This window comes from Allobosea sp. P5_A5 (genome assembly GCF_056400625.1).
Window position 1 is genome coordinate 334610 of record NZ_JBFUKY010000001.1, and the last position, 25594, is coordinate 360203.

Genomic DNA, 25594 nt, shown 5'->3' on the forward strand with positions numbered 1-25594 from the left:
GAGGCGTCAGGCGTCGTTGCCGGCAAAGGCCGCGCAGAGCCGTTCCAGCAGTGTGGCGCATTCGGTCAACTCGCCACGCGTGATGTATTCATTCGGCTTGTGGGCGCGGGCGATGTCGCCGGGCCCGCAGATGATCGCGTCGATGCCGGCACCCTGATACAGCCCGGCCTCGGTCCCGTAGCTGACAGCGGGGATGGGCGGGGCGCCCGTCAATCTTTCGAGCAGCCTGGCGATCGGCGCGTCGGCCGGAAGCGAAAGCGCGGGATAGCTCGCGGTCGGCTCCCAGCTCGTGACGAAGCCCTTCGATTCGAGCTCGGCAAAGGATTTGCGCAGCGGCTCCAGCAAGGCCTCCGGCGAAATCCCGGCGATGGCGCGCGCTTCGACCTCGATCCGGCAAAGCTCCGGGATGATGTTGAGCGCCTCGCCGCCACGGATCGTCCCGATCTGCAGGGTGGAGTAGGGCGGCGCGAAGGTCTGGTCGAACGGGCCGGCGCGGAGGTCGGCGGCTGCGGCCTCCGCCGCCACGATCACCGCGCCCATCGCATGGATCGCATTGAGGCCGAGATCGGGCCGCGAGGAGTGACCGGAACGCCCTTTGATGTCGATCCGGGCTGCAGCCTTGCCCTTGTGGGCGAGGATCGGCTTCATCCCGCTGGGCTCGCCGATGATCGCGGCGGTGGGTGGCGCGCATAGCGAGGGGAGCTGCGCGATCAGATGGGGCACGCCACGGCAACCGGCTTCCTCGTCATAGGAAAAGGCAAGGTGGACCGGCCGGGCGAGGTTGCTTTGCGCGAGCGCGGGCACGATCGAAAGCGCGGCGGCAAGGAAGCCCTTCATGTCGCTCGTGCCGCGGCCGAGCAGCCGCTCGCCGTCCGCCCGCAGCGTAAAGGGGTCGCTGCCCCATTGCGGTTCGCCCGCCGGCACGACGTCCATGTGGCCGGAAAGGATGAGGCCGGGCACATCGCGCGGGCCGATCGTGGCAAAGAGGTTGGAACGGTCCCCCTCAGGCCCAGGCAGGAGTTGGGCGGCAATGCCGTGGCGGCCGAGATAGTCGACGATCCAGCCGGCGATCGCTTCGTTCGGCTGCCCGACGACGGATGGAAAGCGTATCAGCTCCGAGAGGATCTCTTCCGACGTCACGAACGGCTCCGACTTGCTCAAGTTGGGCGTAGAATAGCGGCGAAGCGGCGGCGATCGCGCCTGTTCTGCGCGGCCGTGCGGTCATCCATGCTGAAATGATGGGTGAGAACGGTGCTTCCTGTCGCGGTATTGCTTTACAACCGAGCGGTGCGCGACTGCCGTGCACCGAGCGGCGTTCGTGCAAGCGCGGAGGCTTGGGATTTTGGAGACGGTCGGCCAACTGCATCTCGATGCCTTCGAGGTCACCCTGCAGGATATCGCGGAGGTCGACGTCGAAAAGCTCCACGCGCTTTCGGTCGCCGTGGGCTGGCCGCATCGCGAGGAGGACTGGCGCACGCTGATCGAGCTCGGGCAGGGCATCGCCGCCGTCGACGAGATCGGGCGGGTGATCGGGTCCGTGATGTGGCTGAACTACGGGCCGGACTTCACCGTGGTGGGCATGCTCATCACATCGCCCCGTCTGCAGGATCTCGGTGCCGGCCGCTGGCTGATGGAGCGCGTTCACGCTCTCAACCCGGGCTGCGCCTTCGGCCTGACCGCCACCCATGCGGCACGGCGGCTGTACCGCTCGATGGGCTATGCCCACGAGCAGAAAGTCCTTCAGTGCCAAGGCCATATCGCCGCCGCTGCACCGGAAGCCAGATTCGACGGCGTGTTGCGGGCTGTTGTCCCGGAGGATCACGCGGCACTGGTCCGGCTCGATCAGCAGGCGCTCGGCTGCGACCGTTCGGCGGTGCTGAAGCGGCTGCTTGCGGCCTCCGACGCTCAGGTTCTGATCCGCGGCGGCGAGATCGTGGCCTTCGCGCTGTGCCGGCGCTTCGGGCGCGAGCGGGTGCTGGGGCCGGTGATCGCGGCGAATGAGGCCGATGCGATCGCCGTGTGCCGGCCGCATGTGCAGGCGCAGATCGGAGGGTTCCTCCGCGCCGACACGCCGGCGCCCAACAAGGCCTTCACCGATTTCCTCGTCGCCAGCGGCATGCAGATCTATGACAGCGTGACCTCGATGGGGCTTGGCCGAGCACCTTATCTCCCGTCAGGACCGGATGCGCCGCGCCGCATTGCATTGGCCAGTCAAGCTCTGGGTTGATCTCTCGGCTCCGCTGCGTAAAGCCCGATACTGCCGCTGCGGCACCCCTCAACGGCAGATGCTGCCGCGCGGCTTGCGCGACACTGTATGGGCGGCGGCACATCAGAGGGACATTCCATGAAGACAATCGCTTCGGCTCTACTGGCCATCGGCCTGACGGCACTCAGCCTGCCGGTGCAGGCCCAGACCACGACGCTGGCTACGGTGAAGAGCCGCGGCAGTCTGGTTTGCGGTGTCAGCCCCGGTCTCGCCGGCTTCGGCATCCCCGACGCACAGGGCGAATGGGTCGGTCTCGACGTCGATCTGTGCCGCGCCATCTCGGCCGCGATCTTCAACGATCCCAAGAAGGTCAAGTTCACGCCGCTTTCGTCGAAGGACCGCTTCACGGCCCTCCAGAGCGGGGAGGTGGACCTGCTTTCGCGCACCTCCACCTGGACGATGTCCCGCGACACCACGCTCGGGCTGACCTTCGCCGGTGTGAACTATTATGACGGGCAGGCCTTCCTCGTACAAAAGAAGATGGGCATCGACACCGCGCTCAAGCTCGATGGCGCCTCGATCTGCCTGCAGCAGGGCACGACCACCGAGCTCAACGTCGCCGACTATTTCCGCAAGAACAAGATCAAGTACGAACCGGTCACCTTCGACAAGGGCGACGAGGCGATCAAGGCTTTCGAATCTGGGCGCTGCGACGCGCTGACGGACGATTCATCGGCCCTCTATGCCTTGAAGCTCAAGCTTGTGAAGCCGGATGACGCGATCGTCCTGCCGGAGCTGATCTCGAAGGAGCCGCTCGGCCCAGTCGTCCGCAGCAGCGATCTCCAGTGGTTCAATTTGGTGAAATGGACGCATGACGCGATGCTCAACGCCGAGGAACTCGGCGTTACCCAAGCCAATGTCGACCAGATGATGAAGTCGGACAATCCGGAAATCCGCCGCCTGCTCGGCGCGGAGGGCAAGTTCGGCGAAGGCGTCGGCCTGAGCAATGATTGGGTCTATCGCATCGTCAAGCTCGTCGGGAATTATGGCGAAGCCTTCGAGCGCAGCGTCGGAAAGGGCTCCGAGCTGAAGATCGCGCGCGGCAAGAATGCGCTCTGGACCGAAGGCGGCTTGCAATACGCCCCGCCGATCCGCTGATCACAGTCAGATAGCGGGCTGCGAAGCCCCCGTCCGCCACGACGACGCGCCGGCTTACCAGGGCCGGCGCGGGCCTGTATCCACATGGATCAGGCCGTTCCAGTAGACATGATGCCCGCCGACATCCTGCATGGCGCGCACCCATTCCAGAACGATGCGGGGTTTGACTCCCGGCACGCGGAAATCGACCGCCTCGCAGCGTCGGTGATAGGAATTGCGCCGCGCGCGCCATGCAGGCCGCCAGGTCGAGGTGACCTTGAGCGCTCCGTATTTCTCGGCGACCCGGTCGAGAACCGCTTTCAACGGCTTCGGAAGACAGCCGATCGACGTACCGGGGTCGGTCGAGATGCCAGGGCGATCCGGTTTTTCGTTGGGGTCGTATTGCGGCTCGGCGCCGGCTTTCTGGCCCGGCGTCAGCTTGGGCCAGACCGGACCCTCTTCCTCGTCCTCCTCAAGCACCGGTGACGGCGGTCCGCCGCCGGCCGGCGGCGTCGCGGGAGCCCCGTCCGTTGCCGGCGTCGAGGCGGCCGGCGTATCCTGCGGTGTCTCTTGCGAGGTCACACCTTGCGAGGTCACACCATGGGAGGTCGCATCTTGGGAGGTCGCACTCGGAGACGTCTCGCGCGCCGCAGGCGGCACGACGATCGGTGGCAGCCTCGGCGTGCCCTCCAGATCCAGATCGAAGGGCCGCTGGGGAGGCAGCGGGACGCGCATCGTCTGGCCATCCTGCCCGAAGCTGGAGGACAACCCCGTCAGGAGCCACGAGGCCGTGAGAAGCGCGACGCCGATCCGCCTCATGCGCCGACGCCAAATGGCAGGGCCCGGTTCACTCGGCTTGGTGACGGCATGGCGGTCTTTCGAGGCATGGCGGGTCGTCGGCGATTCGAGACAGCGCGAGGGCGAGCCAGCGCCTGTAACCCGAAAGCCGGCGCTTGTGCCCAGTTTCGGAACGTCCCCGCGAGATGGCGCCGCCCGGAAGGGTGATTTTCCGGCACCTTGCGTCGCAATCAGGCCACCCCGGCGATTGTGCGGTGCGGCGGAGTCTTGCTTCATTCTAATCGAGGGTCTAAGCGACTGGGGCAGCGGGCCGTTGCATGGCTGCGCGAAGCGAGTTCGACGATGCAAGCTCTCCCGGTTCATTCCCTGCTGACCGATTATCTTCCGCTGGTGCTGTTCATCGCGGTTGCGGCCGTGATCGGGCTGGCCTTGTTGATCGCGCCCTTCGCGATCGCTTATTCCAGCCCGGATGCCGAGAAGCTGTCGGCCTATGAGTGCGGCTTCAACGCTTTCGACGACGCGCGCATGAAGTTCGACGTGCGGTTCTATCTTGTCGCGATCCTGTTCATCATCTTCGACCTCGAGGTCGCCTTCCTGTTCCCGTGGGCGGTGGCGTTCGGCAGCCTCGGCTGGTACGGTTTCTGGTCGATGATGATCTTCCTGGGCGTGCTGACCGTGGGCTTCGTGTACGAGTGGCGCAAAGGCGCGCTTGAGTGGGACTAACTGTCGCTGGGAAAACGGTTTTCCGCTTCCTATATGACAGTCTGAGAGTTCACGAGGATCAGGTTCATGGCAGTCACAGCGATCGATCGCGGCAATCCGCTCGTCGCGCCTGCGCCCAAAGGCCTTCTCGGCCCGGACGGAAGTCCCGTCGGCGCGCGTGACCCGTTTTTCGTCGATATGAACAATGAGCTCGCCGATAAGGGCTTCCTCGTCACGGCGACTGACGATCTGATCAACTGGGCCCGTACCGGCTCGCTGATGTGGATGACGTTCGGGCTCGCCTGCTGCGCCGTCGAGATGATGCAGCTCTCGATGCCGCGCTATGACGTCGAGCGTTTCGGTTTTGCGCCCCGTGCCTCACCGCGCCAGTCGGATGTGATGATCGTGGCGGGTACGTTGACCAACAAGATGGCCCCGGCGCTGCGCAAGGTCTACGACCAGATGCCCGAGCCGCGCTATGTCATCTCGATGGGCTCCTGCGCCAATGGCGGCGGCTATTATCATTACAGTTACTCGGTGGTGCGCGGCTGCGACCGGATCGTCCCAATCGACATCTACGTTCCCGGGTGCCCGCCGACGGCCGAGGCACTGCTGTACGGCGTGCTGCTGTTGCAAAAGAAGATCCGCCGCACCGGCACGATCGAGCGCTGAGCGCCGGTCGGTCGTCGTGGCAGTGTTGAAGGTGAGATGATGAGCGAAGCGCTCGGACAACTCGGCGAAGAGATCAAGGCAGCGCTTCCCGGCGCGGTCACCGATGCAGTCGTCGCCCTCGACGAGCTGACGATCCATGCCGAGGCTGGCTCGATCGTCGAGGTGCTCCGCACGCTCTACAGCGATCCGCGCTTTCGCTTCGTCAATTTCGTCGACATCGCCGGCGCCGATTATCCGGGCCGCGAGCAGCGCTTCGACGTGGTCTACCACCTGCTGGCGCCGCACAAGAATCGCCGTGTCCGCGTGAAGATCCGAACCGACGAGGCGACCCCCGTTCCCTCCGTCATCGAGGTCTTCCCGGCGGCGAACTGGTACGAGCGCGAGGCCTATGATTTCTACGGCATTCTCTTCTCCGGCCACCCGGATCTGCGCCGCATCCTCACCGATTACGGGTTCGAGGGCTATCCGCTGCGCAAGGACTTCCCGCTGACCGGCTTCGTCGAGGTTCGCTACGACGACGAGCAGAAGCGCGTGGTCTATGAGCCGGTGAAGCTGAACCAGGAATTCCGCAACTTCGATTTCCTCTCGCCCTGGGAAGGTACGGAATACGTGCTGCCCGGCGATGAGAAGGCGAAGACGGCATGAGCGGGGCCGGCACGATGACCGAACACAACATCCGCAACTTCTCGATCAATTTCGGCCCGCAGCATCCGGCGGCTCACGGCGTCCTGCGCCTCGTGCTGGAGCTCGACGGCGAGATCGTCGAGCGCGTCGATCCGCATATCGGCCTGCTGCATCGCGGCACCGAGAAGCTGATCGAGGCCAAGACCTATTTGCAGGCGCTGCCCTATTTCGACAGGCTCGACTATGTCGCGCCGATGAACCAGGAGCATGCCTATTGCCTGGCGGTCGAGAAGCTGGTCGGCATCTCGGTTCCGCGCCGCGCACAGCTGATCCGCGTGCTCTATTCCGAGATCGGACGCATCCTTTCGCATCTGCTGAACGTCACGACGCAGGCGATGGACGTCGGCGCGCTGACGCCTCCGCTGTGGGGCTTCGAGGAGCGCGAGAAGCTGATGATCTTCTACGAGCGCGCCTCCGGCTCGCGCATGCATGCGGCTTATTTCAGGCCGGGCGGCGTGCACCAGGACCTCTCGGTTTCGCTCATCCACGACATCGCCGAATGGTGCGACCCGTTTCTCAAGATCTGCGACGATCTCGAAACGCTGCTGACCGACAACCGCATCTTCAAGCAGCGCAACGTCGATATCGGCGTCGTCGATCTCGAGACCTGCTGGAAATGGGGCTTCTCGGGCGTGATGGTGCGCGGCTCCGGCGCTCCCTGGGACCTGCGCAAGTCGCAGCCCTACGAGTGCTATGAGGACATGGAATTCGACGTTCCGGTCGGCAAGAACGGCGACTGCTACGATCGCTATCACATCCGCATGGAAGAGATGCGGCAGTCGGCGCATATCATGAAGCAATGTTGCGAGAAGCTGCTGGCAGCCGATGGCGGCGGGCCGATCTCCTCGCTCGACGGCAAGGTCGTGCCGCCCAAGCGCGGCGAGATGAAGCGCTCGATGGAAGCGCTGATCCACCACTTCAAGCTCTACACAGAAGGCTTCAAGGTGCCGGCCGGCGAAGTCTATGCCGCCGTAGAAGCCCCGAAGGGGGAGTTCGGCGTCTATCTCGTCTCGGACGGCACCAACAAGCCGTATCGCTGCAAGGTCAAGGCGCCAGGCTTCGCCCATCTCCAGGCGATGGATTTCATGTGCCGCAAGCACATGCTCGCCGACGTCTCCGCGATCCTCGGCTCTCTCGATATCGTCTTTGGTGAAGTTGACCGCTGATGTCCGTCCGTCGTCTTGCGCCTGATCCCATCCAGCCGGCCTCCTTCGCCTTCAACGCGGCGAACGAGAACTGGATCGACCAGCAGATCGCCAAATACCCGGAAGGCCGTCAGGCGTCCGCCGTCATCCCGCTTTTGTGGAAGGCGCAGGAGCAGGAGGGCTGGGTTTCGCGCGCGGTGATCGAGACCGTGGCGCGCCGCCTCGGCATGGCGCCGATGCGGGTGCTGGAGGTCGCGACCTTCTACACCATGTTCAACCTGCAGCCCGTTGGCGAGTTCTTCGTCCAGCTCTGCGGCACGACGCCTTGCGCGCTGCGCGGCGCCGAGGCGCTGAAGAAGGTCTGTGCCGAGGTTATCGGCCCGCAATCGACTGTGACGGCTGACGGGAAGCTGTCCTGGCTCGAGGTCGAATGCCTCGGCGCCTGCTGCAATGCGCCGATGGCGCAGATCAACGTGGATTACTACGAGGATTTGACGCCGGATAATTTCCGCCAGCTCCTCGACGATCTCCGCAACGGCCGCGCGACCCGGCCCGGCCCGCAGAATGACCGTGTCGGCTCCGAGCCCGAAGGCGGCGCTCAGACTCTGACCGACCAGGCGCTCTATGACGGCTCGATGATCGGCGCCGGCGACTGGCAAAAGCGCGTCGGAGAGCAGCGCAAGGCTGCGGCTGAAGCTGCCGCAGCGAAGGCTGCCGCCGAGGCCGAGGCCAAGAAAGCGGAAATGCAGAAGGCGGAAACGCCCAAGGCGGATGCCGCGCCCGCCGCCGCCACGCCCGCGACAGACACGGCATCGCCGGGGAGGCCGAAGCCTTCGGGCGAGGGCCAGCCTTCGAGCGCCGCGAACGATACGCCGGCGACGACCGGCAAGGTGGATGACAAATCCGCCAAGGAATCAGCTAAGCCGGCCCCCGTGGCCGGTGACAAGCTGGATAAGTGAGGTCCGACATGCTCGCCGATCGCGACCGCATTTTCACCAATCTCTACGGCCTGCACGACAAGACGCTGCAAGGCGCCATCAAGCGTGGCGGCTGGGACGGCACCAAGTTCATCCTGGAGCAGGGCCGGGACTGGATCATCGACGAGATGAAGAAGTCCGGCCTTCGCGGCCGTGGCGGCGCCGGCTTCCCAACTGGGTTGAAATGGTCGTTCATGCCCAAGCAGAGCGACGGACGCCCGCACTACCTCGTCGTCAATGCCGACGAGTCGGAGCCGGGAACCTGCAAGGATCGCGAGATCATGCGCAACGACCCGCATACGCTGGTCGAAGGCTGCCTGATCGCATCCTTCGCGATGGGTGCGCATGCAGCTTACATTTACATTCGCGGCGAATATATTCGCGAGCGCGAGGCGCTCCAACGCGCCGTCGACGAGGCCTATGAGGCCAAGCTGATCGGCAAGGACAACGTCCACGGTTATCCGTTCGATCTCTACGTCCACCATGGCGCCGGGGCCTATATCTGCGGCGAGGAAACGGCGCTTCTCGAAAGCCTCGAAGGCAAGAAGGGCATGCCGCGCCTGAAGCCGCCTTTCCCTGCCAATATGGGCCTTTATGGCTGCCCGACGACGGTCAACAACGTCGAGTCGATTGCGGTCGCGCCGACTATCCTGCGTCGCGGCGCCGCCTGGTTCTCAGGCATCGGCACGCCGAACAATGTCGGTACCAAGCTGTTCTGCGTGTCTGGCCATGTGAACAAGCCCTGCAACGTGGAAGAGGCCATGGGCCTGACGTTCCGCGAGCTGATCGACAAGCATTGCGGCGGCATTCGCGGCGGCTGGGACAACCTCAAGGCGGTCATCCCCGGCGGCTCGTCGGTCCGCATGGTTCCGGCCGAACAGATCATCGACACGCCGATGGATTTCGACTCGCTCTCGAAGCTCAAGTCGGGCCTCGGCACGGCGGCTGTAATCGTGATGGACAAGTCGACCGATATCGTCCGTGCCATCGCCCGCATTAGCCATTTCTACAAGCATGAAAGCTGCGGCCAGTGCACGCCCTGCCGCGAGGGCACGGGCTGGATGTGGCGCGTCATGGAGCGCATGGCCGAAGGCCGCGCCCAGAAGCGCGAGATCGACATGCTGCTCGACGTCACCAAGCAGATCGAGGGCCACACGATCTGCGCGCTCGGCGATGCTGCGGCCTGGCCGATCCAGGGCCTGATCGCGCATTTCCGTCACGAGATCGAGCAGCGCATCGACGACTATGCCGCTAACCCGCACTCAGAGCCCGTGCGGCTGATGGCGGCGGAGTGAGATCATGACCAAACTCCTCATCGACGGCATCGAGGTCGACGTGCCGGCCGAATATACCGTGCTGCAGGCCTGCGAGGCCGCCGGCGCCGAGATTCCCCGCTTCTGCTTCCATGAGCGGCTGTCGATCGCCGGCAATTGCCGCATGTGCCTCGTCGAGGTGAAGGGCGGCCCGCCGAAGCCGCAGGCCTCCTGCGCCATCGGCGTGCGCGACCTGCGTCCCGGCCCCAATGGCGAATTGCCGGTCGTGCTGACCAAGTCGCCGATGGTAAAGAAGGCCCGCGAGGGGGTGATGGAGTTTCTCCTGATCAACCACCCGCTGGACTGCCCGATCTGCGACCAGGGCGGCGAGTGCGATCTGCAGGACCAGGCGATGGCCTTCGGCGCCGACACCTCGCGCTATGCCGAGAACAAGCGCGCGGTCGAGGACAAGTATATCGGCCCGCTGGTCAAGACCTCGATGAACCGCTGCATCCAGTGCACGCGCTGCGTCCGGTTCACCACGGAGGTCGCCGGTGCCTCCGATCTCGGCGCGATCGGCCGTGGCGAGGACATGGAGATCACGACCTATCTCGAGCACGCGATGTCGTCGGAGCTGCAGAGCAACGTCGTCGATCTCTGCCCGGTCGGCGCGCTGACCTCGAAGCCCTACCAAAACAAGGCCCGGCCCTGGGAGCTCTCCAAGACCGAGAGCATCGACGTGATGGACGCGGTCGGCTCGGCCATCCGCGTCGATTCACGCGGCAAGGAAGTGATGCGCATCCTGCCCCGCCTCAACGAGGCCGTGAACGAGGAGTGGATTTCCGACAAGACCCGCCACGTCGCCGATGGCTTGAAGACCCAGCGCCTCGACCGCCCCTATATCCGCGAGGATGGCCGCCTGCGTCCGGCAAGCTGGACCGAGGCTTTCGCGGCCATTGCCGCGAAGGTGAAGGCGGCAGCGCCTGATGGGATCGGCGCCATCGCCGGCGATCTCGCTGCCGTGGAGGAGATGTTCGCGCTCAAGGCGCTGATCGCTTCGCTCGGCAGTGCCAATCTCGATGCCCGGCAGGACGGCAGTGTTCTGCATCCGCAGTTCGGTCGCTCCTCTTACGTCCTCAACGCCGGCATCGCGGGGATCGATGAGGCAAGTTCGCTGCTGATCATCGGCGCCAATCCGCGTCGCGAGGCCCCGATCCTGAACGCACGCATCCGCAAGCGCTGGCTGCGCGGCGACTTCAAGGTCTCGGTGATCGGCGAGCAGGCCGACCTGACCTATGCTTACGATTATCTTGGCGCCGGCCCGGAGACATTGGCCGAGATCGTCAAATCGGCTGAAGCCAAGGGCGGGAAGCCGATGGTGCTGGTCGGGCAGGGCGCTTTGGCCCGCACCGACGGTGCGGCCATTCTCTCGCTCGCGGCCAAGGCTGCGCAGGCGCTCGGCGCGGTGACGGCGGACTGGAACGGCTTCGGCGTGCTTCACACCGCTGCATCGCGCGTCGGCGCGCTTGATCTGGGCTTCGTGCCAGGCGAAAGCGGCAAGAACGTCGCCGCGATGCTCCAGCCGGGCGCGCTGGATGTGCTCTTCCTGCTGGGCGCCGACGAAATCGAGGTGCCGGAAGGCGCCTTCGTGATCTATCAGGGCACGCATGGTGACAAGGGCGCACATCGCGCCGACGTGATCTTGCCCGGCGCAGCCTATACCGAGAAGTCCGGCACCTATGTGAACACCGAAGGCCGGGTTCAGATGGGTGACCGCGCCACGTTCCCGCCGGGCGACGCCCGCGAGGATTGGGCGATCCTGCGGGCGCTTTCGGCCGTGCTGGGCCAGACGCTGCCGTTCGATTCGCTGGCGGGGCTGCGCAAGGCGCTTTATGAGGCGCATCCGCATTTCGCCGCGCTCGATCGACTGCCGGTTAACGACGCGGCCGGCCTCGGCGATCTTGCCGGGCTTGGCGGCATGATCGACAAGGCGGGCTTCGTCTCGCCGGTCACGGATTTCTATCAGACCAACCCGATCGCGCGGGCCTCGGCCGTCATGGCGGAATGCTCGGCTCTGGCCTCCGGCCGGATGCGGCAGGCGGCGGAGTAAGCGGCCATGAACTGGGACATCGTCCTCGCTATCGCGATCGTGCTCGGCAAGAGCCTGCTGCTGCTGGTCTGCCTGCTGGTTTTCATCGCCTACATCCTGCTGGCTGACCGCAAGGTCTGGGCAGCGGTGCAGCTTCGTCGCGGCCCGAACGTGGTCGGGCCTTTCGGCCTGTTCCAGAGCTTCGCGGATCTGATCAAATTCGCTCTGAAAGAGCCGATCATTCCGTCGGGCGCCAATAAGGGCCTGTTCCTGCTGGCGCCTTTCGTGTCCTGCCTGCTGGCGCTTGGCGCCTGGGCGGTCATCCCGGTGGCGGAAGGCTGGGCGATCGCCGACATCAATGTCGGCGTGCTCTATATTCTCGCGATCTCGTCGCTCGGCGTCTACGGCATCATCATGGCCGGCTGGGCCTCGAATTCGAAATACCCCTTCATGAGCGCTCTGCGTTCGGCGGCGCAGATGGTGTCCTACGAGGTCTCGATCGGCTTCGTCATCGTCACCGTGCTGCTCTGCGTCGGGTCGCTGAACCTGTCGGCGGTGGTCGAGGCGCAGCAGAATCGGGGGCTGGCGCATGCGCTCGGCGTGCCGTGGCTCTCGATCCTGAACTGGTATTTCATCCCGCTCTTCCCGATGTTCATCGTCTTTTTCATCTCGGCGTTGGCCGAGACGAACCGACCGCCCTTCGATCTGGCCGAGGCGGAATCGGAGCTCGTGGCGGGCTTCATGGTCGAGTATTCCTCGACGCCGTATCTGCTGTTCATGCTCGGCGAATACGTGGCGATCATGACCATGTGCTCGCTCACGGTGATCCTGTTTCTCGGGGGTTGGGCGCCGCCGGTGGCGCTGCCGCCGTTCACCTGGCTGCCGGGCGTGTTCTGGTTCGCGCTCAAGGTGTGCTTCGTGTTCTTCATGTTCGCGCTGGTGAAGGCCTTCGTGCCGCGCTACCGCTACGACCAGTTGATGCGCCTGGGCTGGAAGGTCTTCCTGCCGCTCTCGCTGGCCTGCGTGGTGATCGTGGCACTGGTGTTGCAGCTGACGGGCTGGGGCCCGGTGGCGGGGTGAGTTGGTTCGGCCTGCTCGGTGCCCTGATCGGCTTCGGGCTTGGCCTGCTGGAATACCGGCTGATGTCGACGGTGGTGACTGGGGCGCTGCGGCGCACGGATCGCTCGGTGACGCCGGCCGAGAAAGACGATTACGAGCGCCGCATCCGCATTTTGCGGTGGGCGCTGATGACGATCACGATCGGCCTGATGCCGATCCTGGGTTTCGCGATCGGCCGGGCGGTGTCCGGTTGAGGATGTAAAGGACGTAGGCGATGTCACTCGCGCAAGCCGCAAGGGGACTGCTGCTGAAGGAGTTCGTCGGGGCCATCGGGCTCTCGATGCGCTATTTCTTCAAGCCCAAGGCGACGCTGAACTACCCGTTCGAGAAGGGCCAGCTCTCGCCGCGTTTCCGTGGCGAGCACGCGCTGCGCCGCTATCCGAACGGCGAGGAACGCTGCATCGCCTGCAAGCTCTGCGAGGCGATCTGCCCGGCCCAAGCCATTACGATCGAGGCCGGCCCGCGCCGCAACGACGGCACACGCCGCACGACGCGTTACGACATCGACATGACGAAATGCATCTATTGCGGCTTCTGTCAGGAAGCCTGCCCGGTCGATGCCATCGTCGAGGGGCCGAACTTCGAATTCGCGACCGAAACCCGCGAGGAGCTGTTCTACGACAAGGACAAGCTGCTCGCAAACGGCGCGCGCTGGGAACGCGAAATTGCGCGCAACATCGCGATGGATTCGCCGTACCGGTGAGGTGAACTGCCGTCATGCTCGGGTGTGCCCCGAGCATCTCATGCAGGAAGGGGCTCCAGCGCCTCGTTCTGCCAGAGATACTCGGGTCTGCGCTCCGCTCCGCCTGAGAATGACGCCGCTAGAATGAGGCCAGACCCGCCGCGTGGTTGTCCCGTCCGGCGGGCCTGATTATAGACGCTCCAACGGCACCGGGTCCTTTTGAGTCCCGGTGCATGAAACACGTAAGGACCGCGCCGGAAGGGGCGGGAAGGGCTGGCCGAGATGAATGCCGCAGCGGCTTTCTTCTACATCTTTGCAGGCATCACCGTGGGATCCGCCTTCATGGTGGTGACCTCGCGCAATCCTGTGCACTCGGTGCTGTTCCTGATCCTGGCGTTCGTCAACGCGGCGGGGCTGTTCATGCTGCTGGGGGCCGAGTTCCTCGCGATGCTGCTCGTCGTCGTCTATGTCGGCGCGGTCGCGGTGCTCTTCCTTTTCGTGGTGATGATGCTCGATGTCGACTTCGCCGAGTTCCGCCAAGGCTTCCTGAATTACCTGCCGATCGGCGCGCTGATCGGCTTCATCTTCGCCGTCGAGCTCCTGATGGTCGTTGGCGCCTGGGTCATCGACCCGCAGGTGGTCAAGGCCCCGATCTCGGCGATCCCGGCCGGGATCACCAATACCGAGGCGCTCGGGCGCGTGATTTACACGCAGTATGTCTACTACTTCCAGGCGGCGGGCCTGGTGCTGCTGGTCGCGATGATCGGCGCCATCGTGCTGACACTGCGCGAGCGGGTCGGCATCAAGCGCCAGAGCATCCCGGTGCAGAACGCCCGCACCAAGACGATGGCGATGGACGTGAAGCAGGTGCCTACACGCGCTGGCGTTCCCGAGGAGATGGCATGATGATCGGTCTCGGCCACTATCTTTCCGTCAGCGCGATCCTGTTCACGCTTGGGGTGCTCGGCATCTTCATCAACCGCAAGAACGTCATCGTCATCCTGATGTCGGTCGAGCTCATCCTGCTGGCGGTCAATATCAACTTCGTCGCCTTCTCGAGCTTCCTGAACGACATCGTCGGCCAGGTCTTCGCCTTGCTCGTGCTCACGGTGGCGGCGGCCGAGGCCGCGATCGGGCTCGCCATTCTCGTCGTCTACTTCCGCAACCGCGGCTCGATCGCGGTGGAAGACATCAACATGATGAAAGGCTGAGCGCGTCTCGCGCCTGGACCTAGCGACCATGTATCACGCGATCGTCTTCCTCCCCCTGATCGGCTTCCTGATCGCCGGCCTCTTCGGCCGACTGATCGGCGCGCGCGGTTCCGAAATCCTTACCACCTCGCTCCTGGTGGTGTCGGCGGTCCTGTCATGGGTCGCCTTTTTCCAGGTCGGGTTCGGCCATGGCACCACCCGCATTCAGATCGCGAGCTGGATTTCGTCCGGCGAATTGCAGGTCGACTGGGCGTTCCGCGTCGATACGCTGACCGTGGTGATGCTGGTCGTGGTCAATACGGTCTCCAGCCTCGTGCACCTGTACTCGATCGGGTACATGAACGAGGATCCGCATCGCCCGCGCTTCTTCGCATATCTCTCGCTCTTCACCTTCGCGATGCTGATGCTGGTGACGTCGGACAACCTCGTCCAGATGTTCTTCGGCTGGGAAGGCGTGGGCCTGGCGTCCTACCTGCTAATCGGCTTCTGGTATCAGAAGCCCTCGGCCTGCGCGGCTGCGATGAAGGCGTTCATCGTCAACCGCGTCGGCGATTTCGGCTTTTCGCTCGGCATCTTTCTGGTCTTCGTTCTGACCGGCTCTGTGGCCTTCGACTCGATCTTCCCGAACATCGCGGGCCTTGTCGGTAAGCCCTTCCACTTCCTCGGCTACGACTGGAACGCGCTGACGATCACCTGCCTGCTGCTCTTCATGGGCGCGATGGGCAAATCGGCGCAATTCCTGCTGCACACCTGGCTGCCGGATGCGATGGAAGGCCCGACCCCGGTTTCGGCGCTGATCCATGCGGCGACGATGGTCACCGCCGGCGTCTTCATGCTGGCCCGGCTCTCGCCGATCTTCGAATACGCCCCGGTCGCGCTCACGGTCGTCGTCGTCATCGGCGCCACCACCGCCTTCTTCGCGGCGACGGTCGGCCTCGTACAGAACGACATCAAGCGCGTCATCGCCTATTCGACCTGCTCGCAGCTCGGCTACATGTTCGTTGCGCTTGGCGTCGGCAATTACGGCGCCGGCATCTTCCACCTGTTCACCCACGCCTTCTTCAAGGCGCTGCTGTTTCTGGGCGCCGGCTCCGTCATCCATGCGATGCACCACGAGCAGGACATGCGGAACATGGGTGGCCTGCGCAAGCATATCCCCCTGACGGCGGCCGCCATGACGGTCGGCACGCTGGCGCTGACCGGCTTCCCCGGTTTCGCCGGCTACTTCTCCAAGGACGCGATCATCGAGAGCGCCTATGCCTCGGTCGGGACTGGTGGCTTTGCCAGCTCCTATGCCTTCGTGCTGCTGGTCGTCGCAGCCTGCATGACTTCGTTCTATTCCTGGCGCCTCTACTTCATGACCTTCGAGGGCAAGCCGCGTTGGGGCCAGGGTCATGATGCACACGCGCATGCCGCTCACGGTCACCACGATCATGCCCACGCGACCCATGGCGACGCCGGGCACCCGATCAGCGACCCGCCGGCGCATGAGGACGGCCCCGGCGTGCACGACGATCACGGCCACGATCATACGCCGCATGAGAGTCCGTGGGTCATGCTTGTTCCGCTTGCCGTGCTGTCTCTCGGCGCGATCGCGGCTGGCTACGCCTTCAAGGAATACTTCATCGGCCACGACTTCGAGCATTTCTGGAAGTCGGCGCTGTTCATGGGCAAGGACAACCACATCCTGCACGAGATGCATGAAGTGCCGGAATGGGTCGCACTCTCGCCCTTCGTGGCGATGCTGCTCGGCTTCGCGCTGGCTTGGCTGATGTATGTCCGCAGCCCGGAAATCCCGGCCAAGCTCGCCGCGGCGAACCCGGCGCTCTACCAGTTTCTGCTCAACAAGTGGTATTTCGACGAGATCTACGACTTCCTGTTCGTTCGTCCGACGAAGTGGCTCGGCCGCTTTCTCTGGAAAAAGGGAGACGGGTTCGTCATCGACGGCTTCGGTCCCGATGGTGTCTCGGCCCGCGTGGTCGACGTCACCAACCGCGTCGTGCGCCTGCAGACCGGCTATCTCTATCACTATGCCTTCGCCATGCTGGTCGGCGTCGCTGGGCTCGTGACCTGGTATCTCGTGGCTCGCGGGTGAGATGATGTTCGGCTTCGGTATCCTCACCGGTCTTTTGATCCTGCCGCTGGTCGGCGCCGCGTTCATTCTCGCCCAGCGCGGTGATGAAGCGGCGGTCGCGTCGAACGCCCGCTGGGTTGCTCTGGCGACGACGGTTCTGACCTTCGTCCTCGCCTGCGTGGCCTGGTATCGGTTCAACTCCAACGACCCCGGCTTCCAGCTCGTCGAGAGCCATGCCTGGATATCGGACGCGATCCGCTTCAAGCTCGGTGTCGACGGCTTCTCCTTTCCGTTCATCGTGCTGACGGCGTTCCTGATGCCGTTCTGCATCGGCGCGTCCTGGACATCGGTCCAGAAGCGCGTGCCGGAATACATGGTCGCCTTCCTCGTGCTCGAGGCGCTGATGATCGGCGTCTTCGCCTCGCTCGACCTTGTGCTGTTCTACCTGTTCTTCGAGGCAGGCCTGATCCCGATGTTCCTGATCATCGGCATCTGGGGCGGCAAGCGCCGGGTCTACGCCTCGTACAAGTTCTTCCTCTACACCCTGCTGGGATCGGTTCTGATGCTGCTCGGCATCATGGCGATGTACTGGAACGCGGGCACCACCGACATTCCGTCGCTGCTGGCGCATACATTCCCGTCTGGCATGCAGAAATGGCTGTGGCTCGCCTTCTTCGCCTCCTTTGCGGTTAAGATGCCGATGTGGCCGGTGCATACCTGGCTGCCGGACGCTCACGTCGAGGCGCCGACGGCCGGCTCGGTCGTCCTGGCGGCGATCCTGCTGAAGATGGGCGGCTACGGCTTCATCCGCTTCTCGATCCCGATGTTCCCGGAGGCGTCGCATTATTTCGCGCCGCTTGTCTTCGCGCTTTCCGTGATCGCCATCGTCTACACTTCGCTGGTGGCGATGATGCAGGAGGACATCAAGAAGCTGATCGCCTATTCGTCGGTGGCGCATATGGGCTTCGTCACGATGGGGCTGTTTACGCTGACGCCGCAGGGCGTGCAGGGCGCGATGTACCAGATGATGAGCCACGGCCTGGTTTCAGGCGCGCTCTTCCTTTGCGTCGGCGTAATCTACGACCGGATGCACACCCGCGAGATCGCGGCCTATGGCGGGCTGGTGAATCGGATGCCGGTCTATGCGGTGATCTTCATGGTCTTCACGATGGCCAATGTCGGGCTCCCAGGCACGGCCGGGTTTGTGGGTGAGTTCCTGACGCTGCTCGGCGCCTTCCGCGCCAACCCGTGGGTCGCCTTCATCGCCACATCGGGCGTGATCCTCTCGGCCTGCTACGCGCTCTGGCTTTACCGCCGGGTCGTGTTCGGCGAGCTGGTCAAGCCCGAGCTCAAGGACATCAAGGATTTGAACGGCCGCGAGATCGCGATCCTCGTCCCGCTTGTCGTTCTGACAATCTGGTATGGCGTCCAGCCGCACACCATACTCGACGCCTTCGCGGCGCCGACGGAAATGCTTCTCAAGAACTATCAGGCCGCGATCGCCGTCTCCAAGACCGCGCTTGCCATCGCCCAGTAAGGTCTCGACATGGCTCTGCCCGCCCTCGGTCCGGCCCTTCCGGAAATCGTCCTGGCGCTCGGCGCCATCACCATGGTGCTGGTCGGCGCCATCCAGGGCGAGCGCTCGTCGCGGCTGCTGGAAGGCGTGGCGCTGGTGCTTCTGGCTGTCGCGCTGGTTCTGGTCGTGTCCGGGCAAGGGCGGCTGCTGACCTTCAATGACGGCTTTATCGCCGACGGGTTCTCTCGTTTCATGAAGGTGCTGACGCTGCTGGGCGCGGGCGCGTCGATCCTGCTCGCGGGCGGCACCCTGCGGCGCGACGGCATCATGCGCTTCGAGTTTCCGATCCTCGTCGTGCTGGCGACCATCGGCATGATGATGATGATCTCGGCCAACGATCTCATCAGCCTTTATGTGGGGCTCGAATTGCAGTCGCTGGCGCTGTATGTCGTTGCGGCCTTCGACCGCGACAATGCCAAGTCCACCGAGGCGGGCCTGAAATACTTCGTCCTCGGAGCGCTCTCCTCCGGCATGCTGCTTTACGGCGCCTCGCTGGTCTACGGCTTTACCGGCACCGTGACCTTCCCCGGCATCGCCGCGGCGACGGCGGGCGGTCATGCGGGCTTGGGCCTGATCTTCGGCATCGTCTTCATCGCCGCCGGCGTCGCCTTCAAGATCTCGGCCGTGCCGTTCCACATGTGGACGCCTGACGTCTATGAAGGCGCGCCGACCCCGGTGGCGGCCTTCTTCGCCTCGGCGCCCAAGATGGCGGCGATGGCGATGGTCGTGCGCGTCTTCGTCGGCGCCTTTCCCGGCGCGATCGGCGACTGGCGGCAGATCATCGTCTTCATCTCGATCGCCTCGATGGCGCTCGGCGCTTTTGCCGCGATCGGCCAGACCAACATCAAGCGCCTGCTCGCCTACTCCTCGATCGCCAATATGGGCTATGCCCTGATCGGGCTCGCGGCCGGCACCGCCGACGGCATCCAGGGCGTGATGACCTATATGGCGATCTATCTTGCCACAACGCTCGCCGCCTTCGCCTGCGTGCTGATGATGCGGCGCGACGGCAAGCTGGTCGAAGACATCTCGGAGCTCTCCGGATTGTCGCGCACGAATGGCTGGATGGCGTTCGCCATGGCGATGATGATGTTTTCGCTCGCCGGCATCCCGCCGCTCGCCGGCTTTTGGGCGAAGTGGTACGTCTTCCTCGCCGCGATCAATGCAAAGCTCTACGTGCTGGCCGTCATCGGCGTGCTAACCAGCGTCGTCGGCGCCTATTATTATCTGCGCCTCGTCAAGGTGATGTATTTCGACGAGCCGAAGCCCGCCTTCGAGCGCGCGGACCTTGGCGTGCGGACCGTGCTGCTGGTCTCGGCACTGTTCGTGCTGGTGCTGTCCTTCGTGCCCGCGCCGCTGTTCGACTCGGCTGCCGCGGCAGCGAAATCGCTGTTTTGATGCGCGCCGTCATTGCGAGCGCAGCGAAGCAATCCAGAAGGACGTAGCGCGCTGACGCTCCTGGATTGCTTCGTCGCTTCGCTCCCCGCAATGACGGTAAGTTCGTATGCTCGGTGAAGCCGCCCGCGCCGCTGGCTACCGGCTGATCATCCGCGACGATGTCGGCTCGACGATGGAGGAGGCGCGTCGTGCGCTTCATCAGGGCGAGCCCGGAAAGCTCTGGATCGTCGCCCGCAGCCAGAATTCCGGACGCGGTCGGCATGGGCGCCAATGGGGCTCGCCCCCGGGCAATCTCTACGTCAGCCTGCTGATGACCTCGCCCTGCGAGCCGGCGCTCGCGCCGCAGCTTGGCTTCGTCGCCGGGCTGGCCTTGCACGATGCGGCGGCAAAGCTGCTCGGCGCCGCGTCAGACCGGCTGAAGCTGAAATGGCCGAACGATCTGCTGCTTGACGGCGCCAAGACCTCCGGGCTGCTGCTCGAGGCCGAGAGCGGGGCAGGGCGTTTCGACGTCATTCTGGGCTGCGGCGTCAACATTGCCTCCTGCCCGTCGGACACGCCCTATCCGGCGACCTTCCTGAAAGCGGCGGAGCCCAGCGCCAGCGTCGAGGCGCTCCTCGCGGCCCTGAGCGATTTCTGGGCGCAACGCTTCACCACTTGGTCGCAGCCCGGCGGCTTCGGCCCGACGCGCGCCGCCTGGCTGGAGCGGGCGGCCTTTCTCGGGGAGGCGATCACCATCCGCCTGCCGGACGGCCCGCTCACCGGACGCTTTGCCGGTATCGACCCCACCGGGAGGCTGGAACTGGAGACACAAGCCGGTCGACGACTGATCGATGCAGGCGACCTGTTCTTCGGTTCGGGCACGCCGGCCTGACCCCACCATCGCAAGCGAGGCGAAACAATCCAGAGGATAGGCTCGACCCACAGCCCGGTCCTCTGCATTGCTCCGTCGCTCGGCTTCCCGCAGTGACGATAGACATGGCGGGTGAAGGATGGTTCGACCGCTCTGGAGACGCGCCGCCCATCGTGTTAGGGCTGCGCGGCCTGCCGCCCCTTAAGGACATTCCGTGACCCGTTCCACCGACCAACTCGTTTTCGTTCCTCTTGGCGGCCTCGGCGAGATCGGCATGAACGCCGCTCTCTACGGCTTTGGACCGGAGGGGCGGCGGAAATGGATTTTGGTCGATTGCGGGCTGTCCTTTGCCGGGCCAGAGGCTCCGGGCGTCGATATCGTCCTGCCCGATCTGCGTTACATCATCGAGGATAGGGCGAACCTCCTCGGCATCGTCATCACGCATGCCCATGAGGACCATATCGGCGCGCTCGCCGCCTTGTGGCCGAGCCTGCGCGCGCCGGTCTACTGCACGCGCTTTGCCGCCGGCCTGCTGGCAACGCGCCGTTTGTCCGAGCCCGGCGCCCCCAAGGTCGAGATGAACATCGTGCCGCAGGGCGGGCGCATCACGCTCGGGCCCTTCGAGATCGAGTTCGTGCCGGTCGCCCACTCGATCCCCGAATCGAATGCGCTGGCGATCCGCACGTCGGCGGGCCTCGTCGTGCACAGCGGCGACTGGAAGATCGACGCGATGCCCGGTGTCGGCCTGCCGACCGACGAGAAGCGCCTGCGCGAGCTCGGCGAAGAAGGCGTGCTCGCGCTGATCTGCGATTCGACCAACGTCATGCGCGACGGCATCAGCCCGAGTGAGGCCGAAGTCGCAGCCAAGCTCAAGGAGCTGGTCGAGACGGCGCCTGCCCGGGTCGCCGTCACCACCTTCGCCTCCAATGTCGCGCGTCTGCGCGCCGTCGCGGAGGCTGCTATGGCCAACGATCGTGAAGTCGTCGTCGTCGGCCGTGCGATGGACCGCGTCATCGATGTCGCGCGCGAATGCGGATATCTCGACGGCATTCCCAGTTTCCGCTCGATGGATGCTTATGGCTATCTGCCTCGCGACAAGGTCGTCGCGCTGCTGACGGGAAGCCAGGGCGAGCCGCGCGCCGCGCTTTCGCGGATCGCGGCCGACGACCATCCAGAAATCGCGCTGTCGGCGGGCGACCGTGTGATCTTCTCCTCGCGAACCATCCCCGGGAATGAGAAGGCGGTCGGCAATATCCTCAATGCGTTGGCCCGCGACAAGATCGAGATCATCACGGACCGGACGCATCTCGTCCACGTCTCGGGGCACCCACGCCGCGAGGAGATGGCTCGGCTCTATGGCTGGCTGAAGCCGCAGATCGCGATTCCCGCCCATGGCGAGGATCTGCATCTGGCGGAGCATGAGCGTTTCGCGCGCGGGCTCGGCGTGAAGCATGTCGTCCGTGCGGGGAACGGCGATGTGGTCCTCATCGCGGCCGAGGGCGCGCGCAAGGTCGACCAGGTTCAGCATGGACGTCTGTATCAGGACGGCATGCTGCTCGTGAACGGCCAGGAAAAGACCTTGCAGGAGCGCCGTCGGCTCTCCTTTGCCGGTGTCATCTCGGTTGCGGTCGCGGTTGACGACAAGGGCGGCATCGCTGGAGAGCCGGAGATCGCGGTGGTCGGCTTGCCGCCTCGCACCCGTGACGGCACCGATTTCGACGAATATGTCGCCGATACCGTGGACAAATTGCTCGACGGCATCCCTCGGGCGCGCCGCCGCGATCCCGAAGCCTTGCGCAACGCGCTGGAGCGCGGTGTCCGCAGCGCGGTCAACGAGGAATGGGGCAAGAAGCCGATGGTGCAAGCGTTGATCGTCGAGGTCTAGGGCTCGACGGCGCCTGACTGCCGCCTTGGGAGAATGATCATGATCGGACGACTGAACCACGTCGCCATCGCGGTGAAGGATCTCACGGCGGCCACAGCACTCTACCGGCATACGCTTGGTGCGCGAGTCTCGCAGCCTTCGCCGCAAGAGGAGCACGGCGTCACCGTCGTCTTCGTCGAACTTCCGAACACCAAGATCGAGCTGCTGGAGCCGATGGGGCTGGATTCTCCAATTGCCAAGTTCCTGGAGCGCAATCCCGATGGCGGGATCCACCACATCTGCTACGAGGTCGAGGATATTCTGGCAGCGCGGGACCGGCTGAAAGAGCAGGGTGCCCGCGTTCTCGGGTCGGGGGAGCCGCGTATCGGCGCCCATGGCAAGCCGGTGCTGTTCCTGCACCCTAAGGATTTCCTCGGCACGCTGGTCGAGCTGGAGCAGGCCTGAGCGGATGTCGCAGATCGCCTTTTTCGGAGAGCCGGAGGCCGGCTCGACGCGCCCCTTCAGCGCTGCCACCGCTGCCGGCGGGCTCGTCTTCGTGTCGGGGCAGTCGGCGCCGCACGATCCCGCGCGGGGCATTCATCGCGGTGACTCGGCTGGCGAGGAGGTTCGCCATGCGCTCGGCCGGGTCGCCGAGATCCTTGCCCATGCCGGCTCCTCGCTCGATCGCGTCGTGCAGATGACGATGCTGATCACCGATCCGTCCGATTACGACGCCTGCAACGCCGAATATGTGAAGCATTTTCCGGGTGGATTGCCGGCACGCCATACCGCGCGTTTCGGCGTGCCGACGCAGGCGCGGGTTGCCTTTGCCTGCATCGCGCTCGCGGGGGAGGCAAGATGAACATCGCCAGCGCGCTTGCAGTCTACTTCGTGATCTGGTGGACGGTTCTTTTCGCCGTGCTGCCGTTTGGCATCCGCAGTCAGCAGGAGGCCGGCGACATCGTCGAGGGGACCGAGCCGGGCGCGCCGGTTCTTCCGGGGCTTCTTCGAAAGGCCGCGATCACGTCGGCGATCGCAGCGGTGATCTTCGCGTTCGTTTGGTACGGCTGGTCGAACTTCGATTTCTGATCCGGTGGCCGCAATCGGCCGACCGACCAAAAGAAAAGGCAAGGCTCGCGCCTTGCCTGCTTCAGTCCGCTTTTATCCACAGTATCGGCACACGTCTTATGCGTAAGGCTCGTATACGGCGGTGCGTTTCTTCCTCCCGAGACCTGGTCCGCGGCGCCTTGCCTTAACAAAGCGTGCCCAGCGCGAAAACGAATAACCGATTGTGACGATGCTGTCACCAGTTTGAGCAGGTCCAGCCTCAACTTTTTGCAAATATATCCTAGGCTGCACTTGTGCAGTGCAACAAGAGCGTGGGCCTGCGCTTTGTCGCCTTGTTCCCGTCAAAGCTTGCCGCTATCCGAACGGCACTGCCGCGCCTTTCGAGCGGCTATGGAGATTTTCATGCTGCGCAGCTCGCTTGCCGCTCTCGCCCTGCTGGTTTCGGTCGGAATCGTCCAGGCGCAGGCGCCGAAGGCCGATCCGGACAACACTGTCGTGCTCACGACCAAGGACGGCCCGGTGACGATTCATCTCCGCCCGGATCTTGCGCCGAAGCATGTCGCCCAGATCAAGGCGTTGGTGAAGCGTGGCTTTTATGACGGCATCGTGTTTCACCGTGTCATCGACGGCTTCATGGCGCAGACGGGCGATCCGACCGGCACCGGCACCGGCGGTTCCGACCTGCCGAACATTCCCGCTGAATTCGGGCCGACGCCGTTCAAGGCCGGCTCCGTCGGCATGGCCCGCTCGTCCTCGCCTAACTCGGCGAATTCGCAGTTCTTCATCTGCTACGAGGGCTGCGGTTCGCTGACCGGTGAATACACGCTGTTCGGCGACGTGGTTTCGGGCATGGACGCCGTGCGGAAGATCAAGAAGGGCGCGCAGGGCAGCGGCCAGGTGACGAACCCGGACAAGATCATCTCCATGCGCATGCAGGCGGACGCCAAATAAGGCCGCCGGCATGAGCGTCCGGGCCGGGATTTGCCTGTTCCTCCTGCTCGCGGCATCGCCTGCCGGAGCGCAGGAGACGCATGATTTTGGCCTGCCGCCGCCTTCAGGCTCTCAGAACCCTGTCCTGCCGCCGCCTTCCGGTTCGCAGAATCCGGTTTTGCCGCCACAAAGCGGTCAGCGCTACAATCCCGGCATCGGCGGGCGTTTCGGCGGCTCGACGGATCTTCCCGGCATGCAGCAGCGGCCGCTCGGCGAGCAAGGCAGTCTGCGGCGGGGGGCGGGGGAACTCGGGCTCGTCGGGTCTGTCTCTCCCGCACAGCCCGCGGGCGATGGCGAGACCGTCGCACGCCTTGACGATATCGGCCCGGCCATTCGCCGCTGCTGGTCGCCGCCACCCTTGCCGGGCGAATTGACCGGTGCGATGGCGACCGTGCGCTTCAGCCTACGGCGCGACGGCAGCCTGTTCGGCCAGCCGCGCGTTTCCTGGGAAACCCGCCGGGGCGATGCCGATTTCCAGCGCCGTTTCGCAGATTCCGCAGTCGCCGCGATCCGCAGCTGCACGCCGATGAGGTTGTCGAAGGACCTCGGAGCGAGTATCGCGGGGCGACCCTTCACCCTACGCTTCCACGGCCGCGTGCCGCCCAACGAAAGGCAGAGCTGATGTCGCTCGATCCCGAAAACACCATCGTCATGGAAACCACCAAGGGCAAGGTGGTAATCCAGCTGCGCCCCGACCTGGCTCCGAAGCATGTCGAGCGTATCAAGCAGCTCGCGCGCGAGGGCTTCTATGACGGCATCGTCTTCCACCGCGTCATCGACGGCTTCATGGCGCAGGTTGGCTGCCCGCATGGCACCGGCACCGGTGGCTCGAAGCATCCCGATCTTCAGCAGGAGTTCAACGCCGAGCCGCATGTGCGCGGCATCTGCTCGATGGCCCGCTCGCAGAACCCGAACTCGGCGAACAGCCAGTTCTTCATTGTCTTCGAGAACGCCAGCTTCCTCGACAAGCAGTACACCGTCTGGGGTCAGGTCGTGGAAGGTATGGAGAATGTCGACCGCATCAAGCGCGGCGAGCCGGTGCGTGATCCCGACTCCATCGTGTCGATGAAGGTGATGGCCGACGCGGCCTGATCGCCTC

At 64.6% G+C, this 25594-nt stretch carries 27 protein-coding genes; 25 read left to right on the plus strand and 2 right to left on the minus strand.

Annotated features, from left to right (window positions below):
* Nucleotides 1-6 precede the first annotated feature (6 nt).
* Nucleotides 7-1140, minus strand: coding sequence for an acetylornithine deacetylase (gene argE / locus AC1DR6_RS01625; protein ID WP_476827430.1), 1134 nt, complete (start codon nt 1138-1140; stop codon nt 7-9).
* 202 nt (nt 1141-1342) lie between these two features.
* Here argE and AC1DR6_RS01630 point away from each other — a divergent pair, with 202 nt between their 5' ends.
* Together AC1DR6_RS01630 and AC1DR6_RS01635 are read left to right on the plus strand one after the other, a co-directional pair.
* Entirely contained in the window at nt 1343-2227 is an 885-nt protein-coding gene (locus AC1DR6_RS01630; RefSeq protein WP_476827431.1) for a GNAT family N-acetyltransferase, read from the plus strand.
* 117 nt (nt 2228-2344) lie between these two features.
* The gene (locus AC1DR6_RS01635) at nt 2345-3364 is read left to right on the plus strand and encodes an amino acid ABC transporter substrate-binding protein (protein ID WP_476827432.1); all 1020 of its coding nucleotides are present in this window, start codon (nt 2345-2347) and stop codon (nt 3362-3364) included.
* 54 nt (nt 3365-3418) lie between these two features.
* Here AC1DR6_RS01635 and AC1DR6_RS01640 read toward each other — a convergent pair whose 3' ends face one another.
* On the minus strand, nt 3419-4162 hold the full coding sequence (locus AC1DR6_RS01640; protein ID WP_476827433.1) for a YcbK family protein: 744 nt from the start codon (nt 4160-4162) through the stop codon (nt 3419-3421).
* A gap of 321 nt (nt 4163-4483) precedes the next feature.
* Between AC1DR6_RS01640 and AC1DR6_RS01645 the strand changes: the two genes are divergently transcribed.
* The 23 genes from AC1DR6_RS01645 to AC1DR6_RS01755 all read left to right on the plus strand — a co-directional run bounded on the left by AC1DR6_RS01645 (nt 4484) and on the right by AC1DR6_RS01755 (nt 25587).
* A complete protein-coding gene (locus tag AC1DR6_RS01645; protein WP_476827434.1) occupies nt 4484-4864 on the plus strand; it encodes an NADH-quinone oxidoreductase subunit A in 381 nt (126 codons plus the stop codon).
* A 66-nt stretch (nt 4865-4930) separates the two neighbouring features.
* The gene (locus AC1DR6_RS01650) at nt 4931-5515 is read left to right on the plus strand and encodes a NuoB/complex I 20 kDa subunit family protein (RefSeq protein WP_476827435.1); all 585 of its coding nucleotides are present in this window, start codon (nt 4931-4933) and stop codon (nt 5513-5515) included.
* Between the two features lie 39 nt (nt 5516-5554).
* Nucleotides 5555-6160 (plus strand): NADH-quinone oxidoreductase subunit C, encoded by a 606-nt coding sequence (locus tag AC1DR6_RS01655; RefSeq protein WP_476827436.1) that lies wholly within the window; start codon nt 5555-5557, stop codon nt 6158-6160.
* A 14-nt stretch (nt 6161-6174) separates the two neighbouring features.
* A complete protein-coding gene (locus AC1DR6_RS01660; protein WP_476827788.1) occupies nt 6175-7365 on the plus strand; it encodes an NADH-quinone oxidoreductase subunit D in 1191 nt (396 codons plus the stop codon).
* Complete coding sequence (gene nuoE, locus AC1DR6_RS01665; protein WP_476827437.1) at nt 7365-8303, plus strand: NADH-quinone oxidoreductase subunit NuoE; 939 nt, start codon at nt 7365-7367, stop codon at nt 8301-8303. The genes AC1DR6_RS01660 and nuoE overlap by 1 nt, the downstream gene beginning before the upstream one ends.
* A gap of 8 nt (nt 8304-8311) precedes the next feature.
* On the plus strand, nt 8312-9616 hold the full coding sequence (gene nuoF / locus AC1DR6_RS01670) for an NADH-quinone oxidoreductase subunit NuoF (RefSeq protein WP_476827438.1): 1305 nt from the start codon (nt 8312-8314) through the stop codon (nt 9614-9616).
* Nucleotides 9617-9620: 4 nt separating this feature from the next.
* On the plus strand, nt 9621-11684 hold the full coding sequence (gene nuoG / locus AC1DR6_RS01675) for an NADH-quinone oxidoreductase subunit NuoG (RefSeq protein ID WP_476827439.1): 2064 nt from the start codon (nt 9621-9623) through the stop codon (nt 11682-11684).
* 6 nt (nt 11685-11690) lie between these two features.
* Nucleotides 11691-12743: an NADH-quinone oxidoreductase subunit NuoH gene (nuoH, locus tag AC1DR6_RS01680; RefSeq protein WP_476827440.1), complete on the plus strand. Its 1053-nt coding sequence runs from the start codon at nt 11691-11693 to the stop codon at nt 12741-12743.
* Entirely contained in the window at nt 12740-12976 is a 237-nt protein-coding gene (locus AC1DR6_RS01685) for a hypothetical protein (protein ID WP_476827441.1), read from the plus strand. The genes nuoH and AC1DR6_RS01685 overlap by 4 nt, the downstream gene beginning before the upstream one ends.
* A gap of 20 nt (nt 12977-12996) precedes the next feature.
* Nucleotides 12997-13485, plus strand: a complete 489-nt coding sequence (gene nuoI / locus AC1DR6_RS01690; protein WP_476827442.1) for an NADH-quinone oxidoreductase subunit NuoI — start codon at nt 12997-12999, stop codon at nt 13483-13485.
* 261 nt (nt 13486-13746) lie between these two features.
* The gene (locus tag AC1DR6_RS01695) at nt 13747-14370 is read left to right on the plus strand and encodes an NADH-quinone oxidoreductase subunit J (protein WP_476827443.1); all 624 of its coding nucleotides are present in this window, start codon (nt 13747-13749) and stop codon (nt 14368-14370) included.
* Complete coding sequence (gene nuoK / locus AC1DR6_RS01700; RefSeq protein WP_476827444.1) at nt 14367-14675, plus strand: NADH-quinone oxidoreductase subunit NuoK; 309 nt, start codon at nt 14367-14369, stop codon at nt 14673-14675. The genes AC1DR6_RS01695 and nuoK overlap by 4 nt, the downstream gene beginning before the upstream one ends.
* A gap of 28 nt (nt 14676-14703) precedes the next feature.
* Nucleotides 14704-16770 carry an NADH-quinone oxidoreductase subunit L gene (nuoL, locus tag AC1DR6_RS01705; RefSeq protein WP_476827445.1) on the plus strand — a complete coding sequence of 689 codons (2067 nt, stop codon included), beginning with the start codon at nt 14704-14706 and terminating at the stop codon, nt 16768-16770.
* A 4-nt stretch (nt 16771-16774) separates the two neighbouring features.
* On the plus strand, nt 16775-18286 hold the full coding sequence (locus tag AC1DR6_RS01710) for an NADH-quinone oxidoreductase subunit M (RefSeq protein WP_476827789.1): 1512 nt from the start codon (nt 16775-16777) through the stop codon (nt 18284-18286).
* A 9-nt stretch (nt 18287-18295) separates the two neighbouring features.
* Nucleotides 18296-19723, plus strand: coding sequence for an NADH-quinone oxidoreductase subunit NuoN (gene nuoN, locus AC1DR6_RS01715; RefSeq protein ID WP_476827446.1), 1428 nt, complete (start codon nt 18296-18298; stop codon nt 19721-19723).
* Nucleotides 19724-19829: 106 nt separating this feature from the next.
* A complete protein-coding gene (locus AC1DR6_RS01720; protein WP_476827447.1) occupies nt 19830-20594 on the plus strand; it encodes a biotin--[acetyl-CoA-carboxylase] ligase in 765 nt (254 codons plus the stop codon).
* A 193-nt stretch (nt 20595-20787) separates the two neighbouring features.
* Nucleotides 20788-22458, plus strand: coding sequence for a ribonuclease J (locus AC1DR6_RS01725; protein WP_476827448.1), 1671 nt, complete (start codon nt 20788-20790; stop codon nt 22456-22458).
* Nucleotides 22459-22497: 39 nt separating this feature from the next.
* A complete protein-coding gene (gene mce, locus AC1DR6_RS01730) occupies nt 22498-22902 on the plus strand; it encodes a methylmalonyl-CoA epimerase (RefSeq protein WP_476827449.1) in 405 nt (134 codons plus the stop codon).
* A 4-nt stretch (nt 22903-22906) separates the two neighbouring features.
* Nucleotides 22907-23299: a RidA family protein gene (locus tag AC1DR6_RS01735; protein ID WP_476827450.1), complete on the plus strand. Its 393-nt coding sequence runs from the start codon at nt 22907-22909 to the stop codon at nt 23297-23299.
* Nucleotides 23296-23526 (plus strand): DUF1467 family protein, encoded by a 231-nt coding sequence (locus AC1DR6_RS01740; protein ID WP_476827451.1) that lies wholly within the window; start codon nt 23296-23298, stop codon nt 23524-23526. The genes AC1DR6_RS01735 and AC1DR6_RS01740 overlap by 4 nt, the downstream gene beginning before the upstream one ends.
* A 381-nt stretch (nt 23527-23907) precedes the next feature.
* Entirely contained in the window at nt 23908-24456 is a 549-nt protein-coding gene (locus AC1DR6_RS01745) for a peptidylprolyl isomerase (RefSeq protein ID WP_476827452.1), read from the plus strand.
* Between the two features lie 10 nt (nt 24457-24466).
* On the plus strand, nt 24467-25117 hold the full coding sequence (locus AC1DR6_RS01750; RefSeq protein WP_476827453.1) for a hypothetical protein: 651 nt from the start codon (nt 24467-24469) through the stop codon (nt 25115-25117).
* A complete protein-coding gene (locus tag AC1DR6_RS01755; protein ID WP_476827454.1) occupies nt 25117-25587 on the plus strand; it encodes a peptidylprolyl isomerase in 471 nt (156 codons plus the stop codon). The genes AC1DR6_RS01750 and AC1DR6_RS01755 overlap by 1 nt, the downstream gene beginning before the upstream one ends.
* Nucleotides 25588-25594 lie beyond the last annotated feature (7 nt).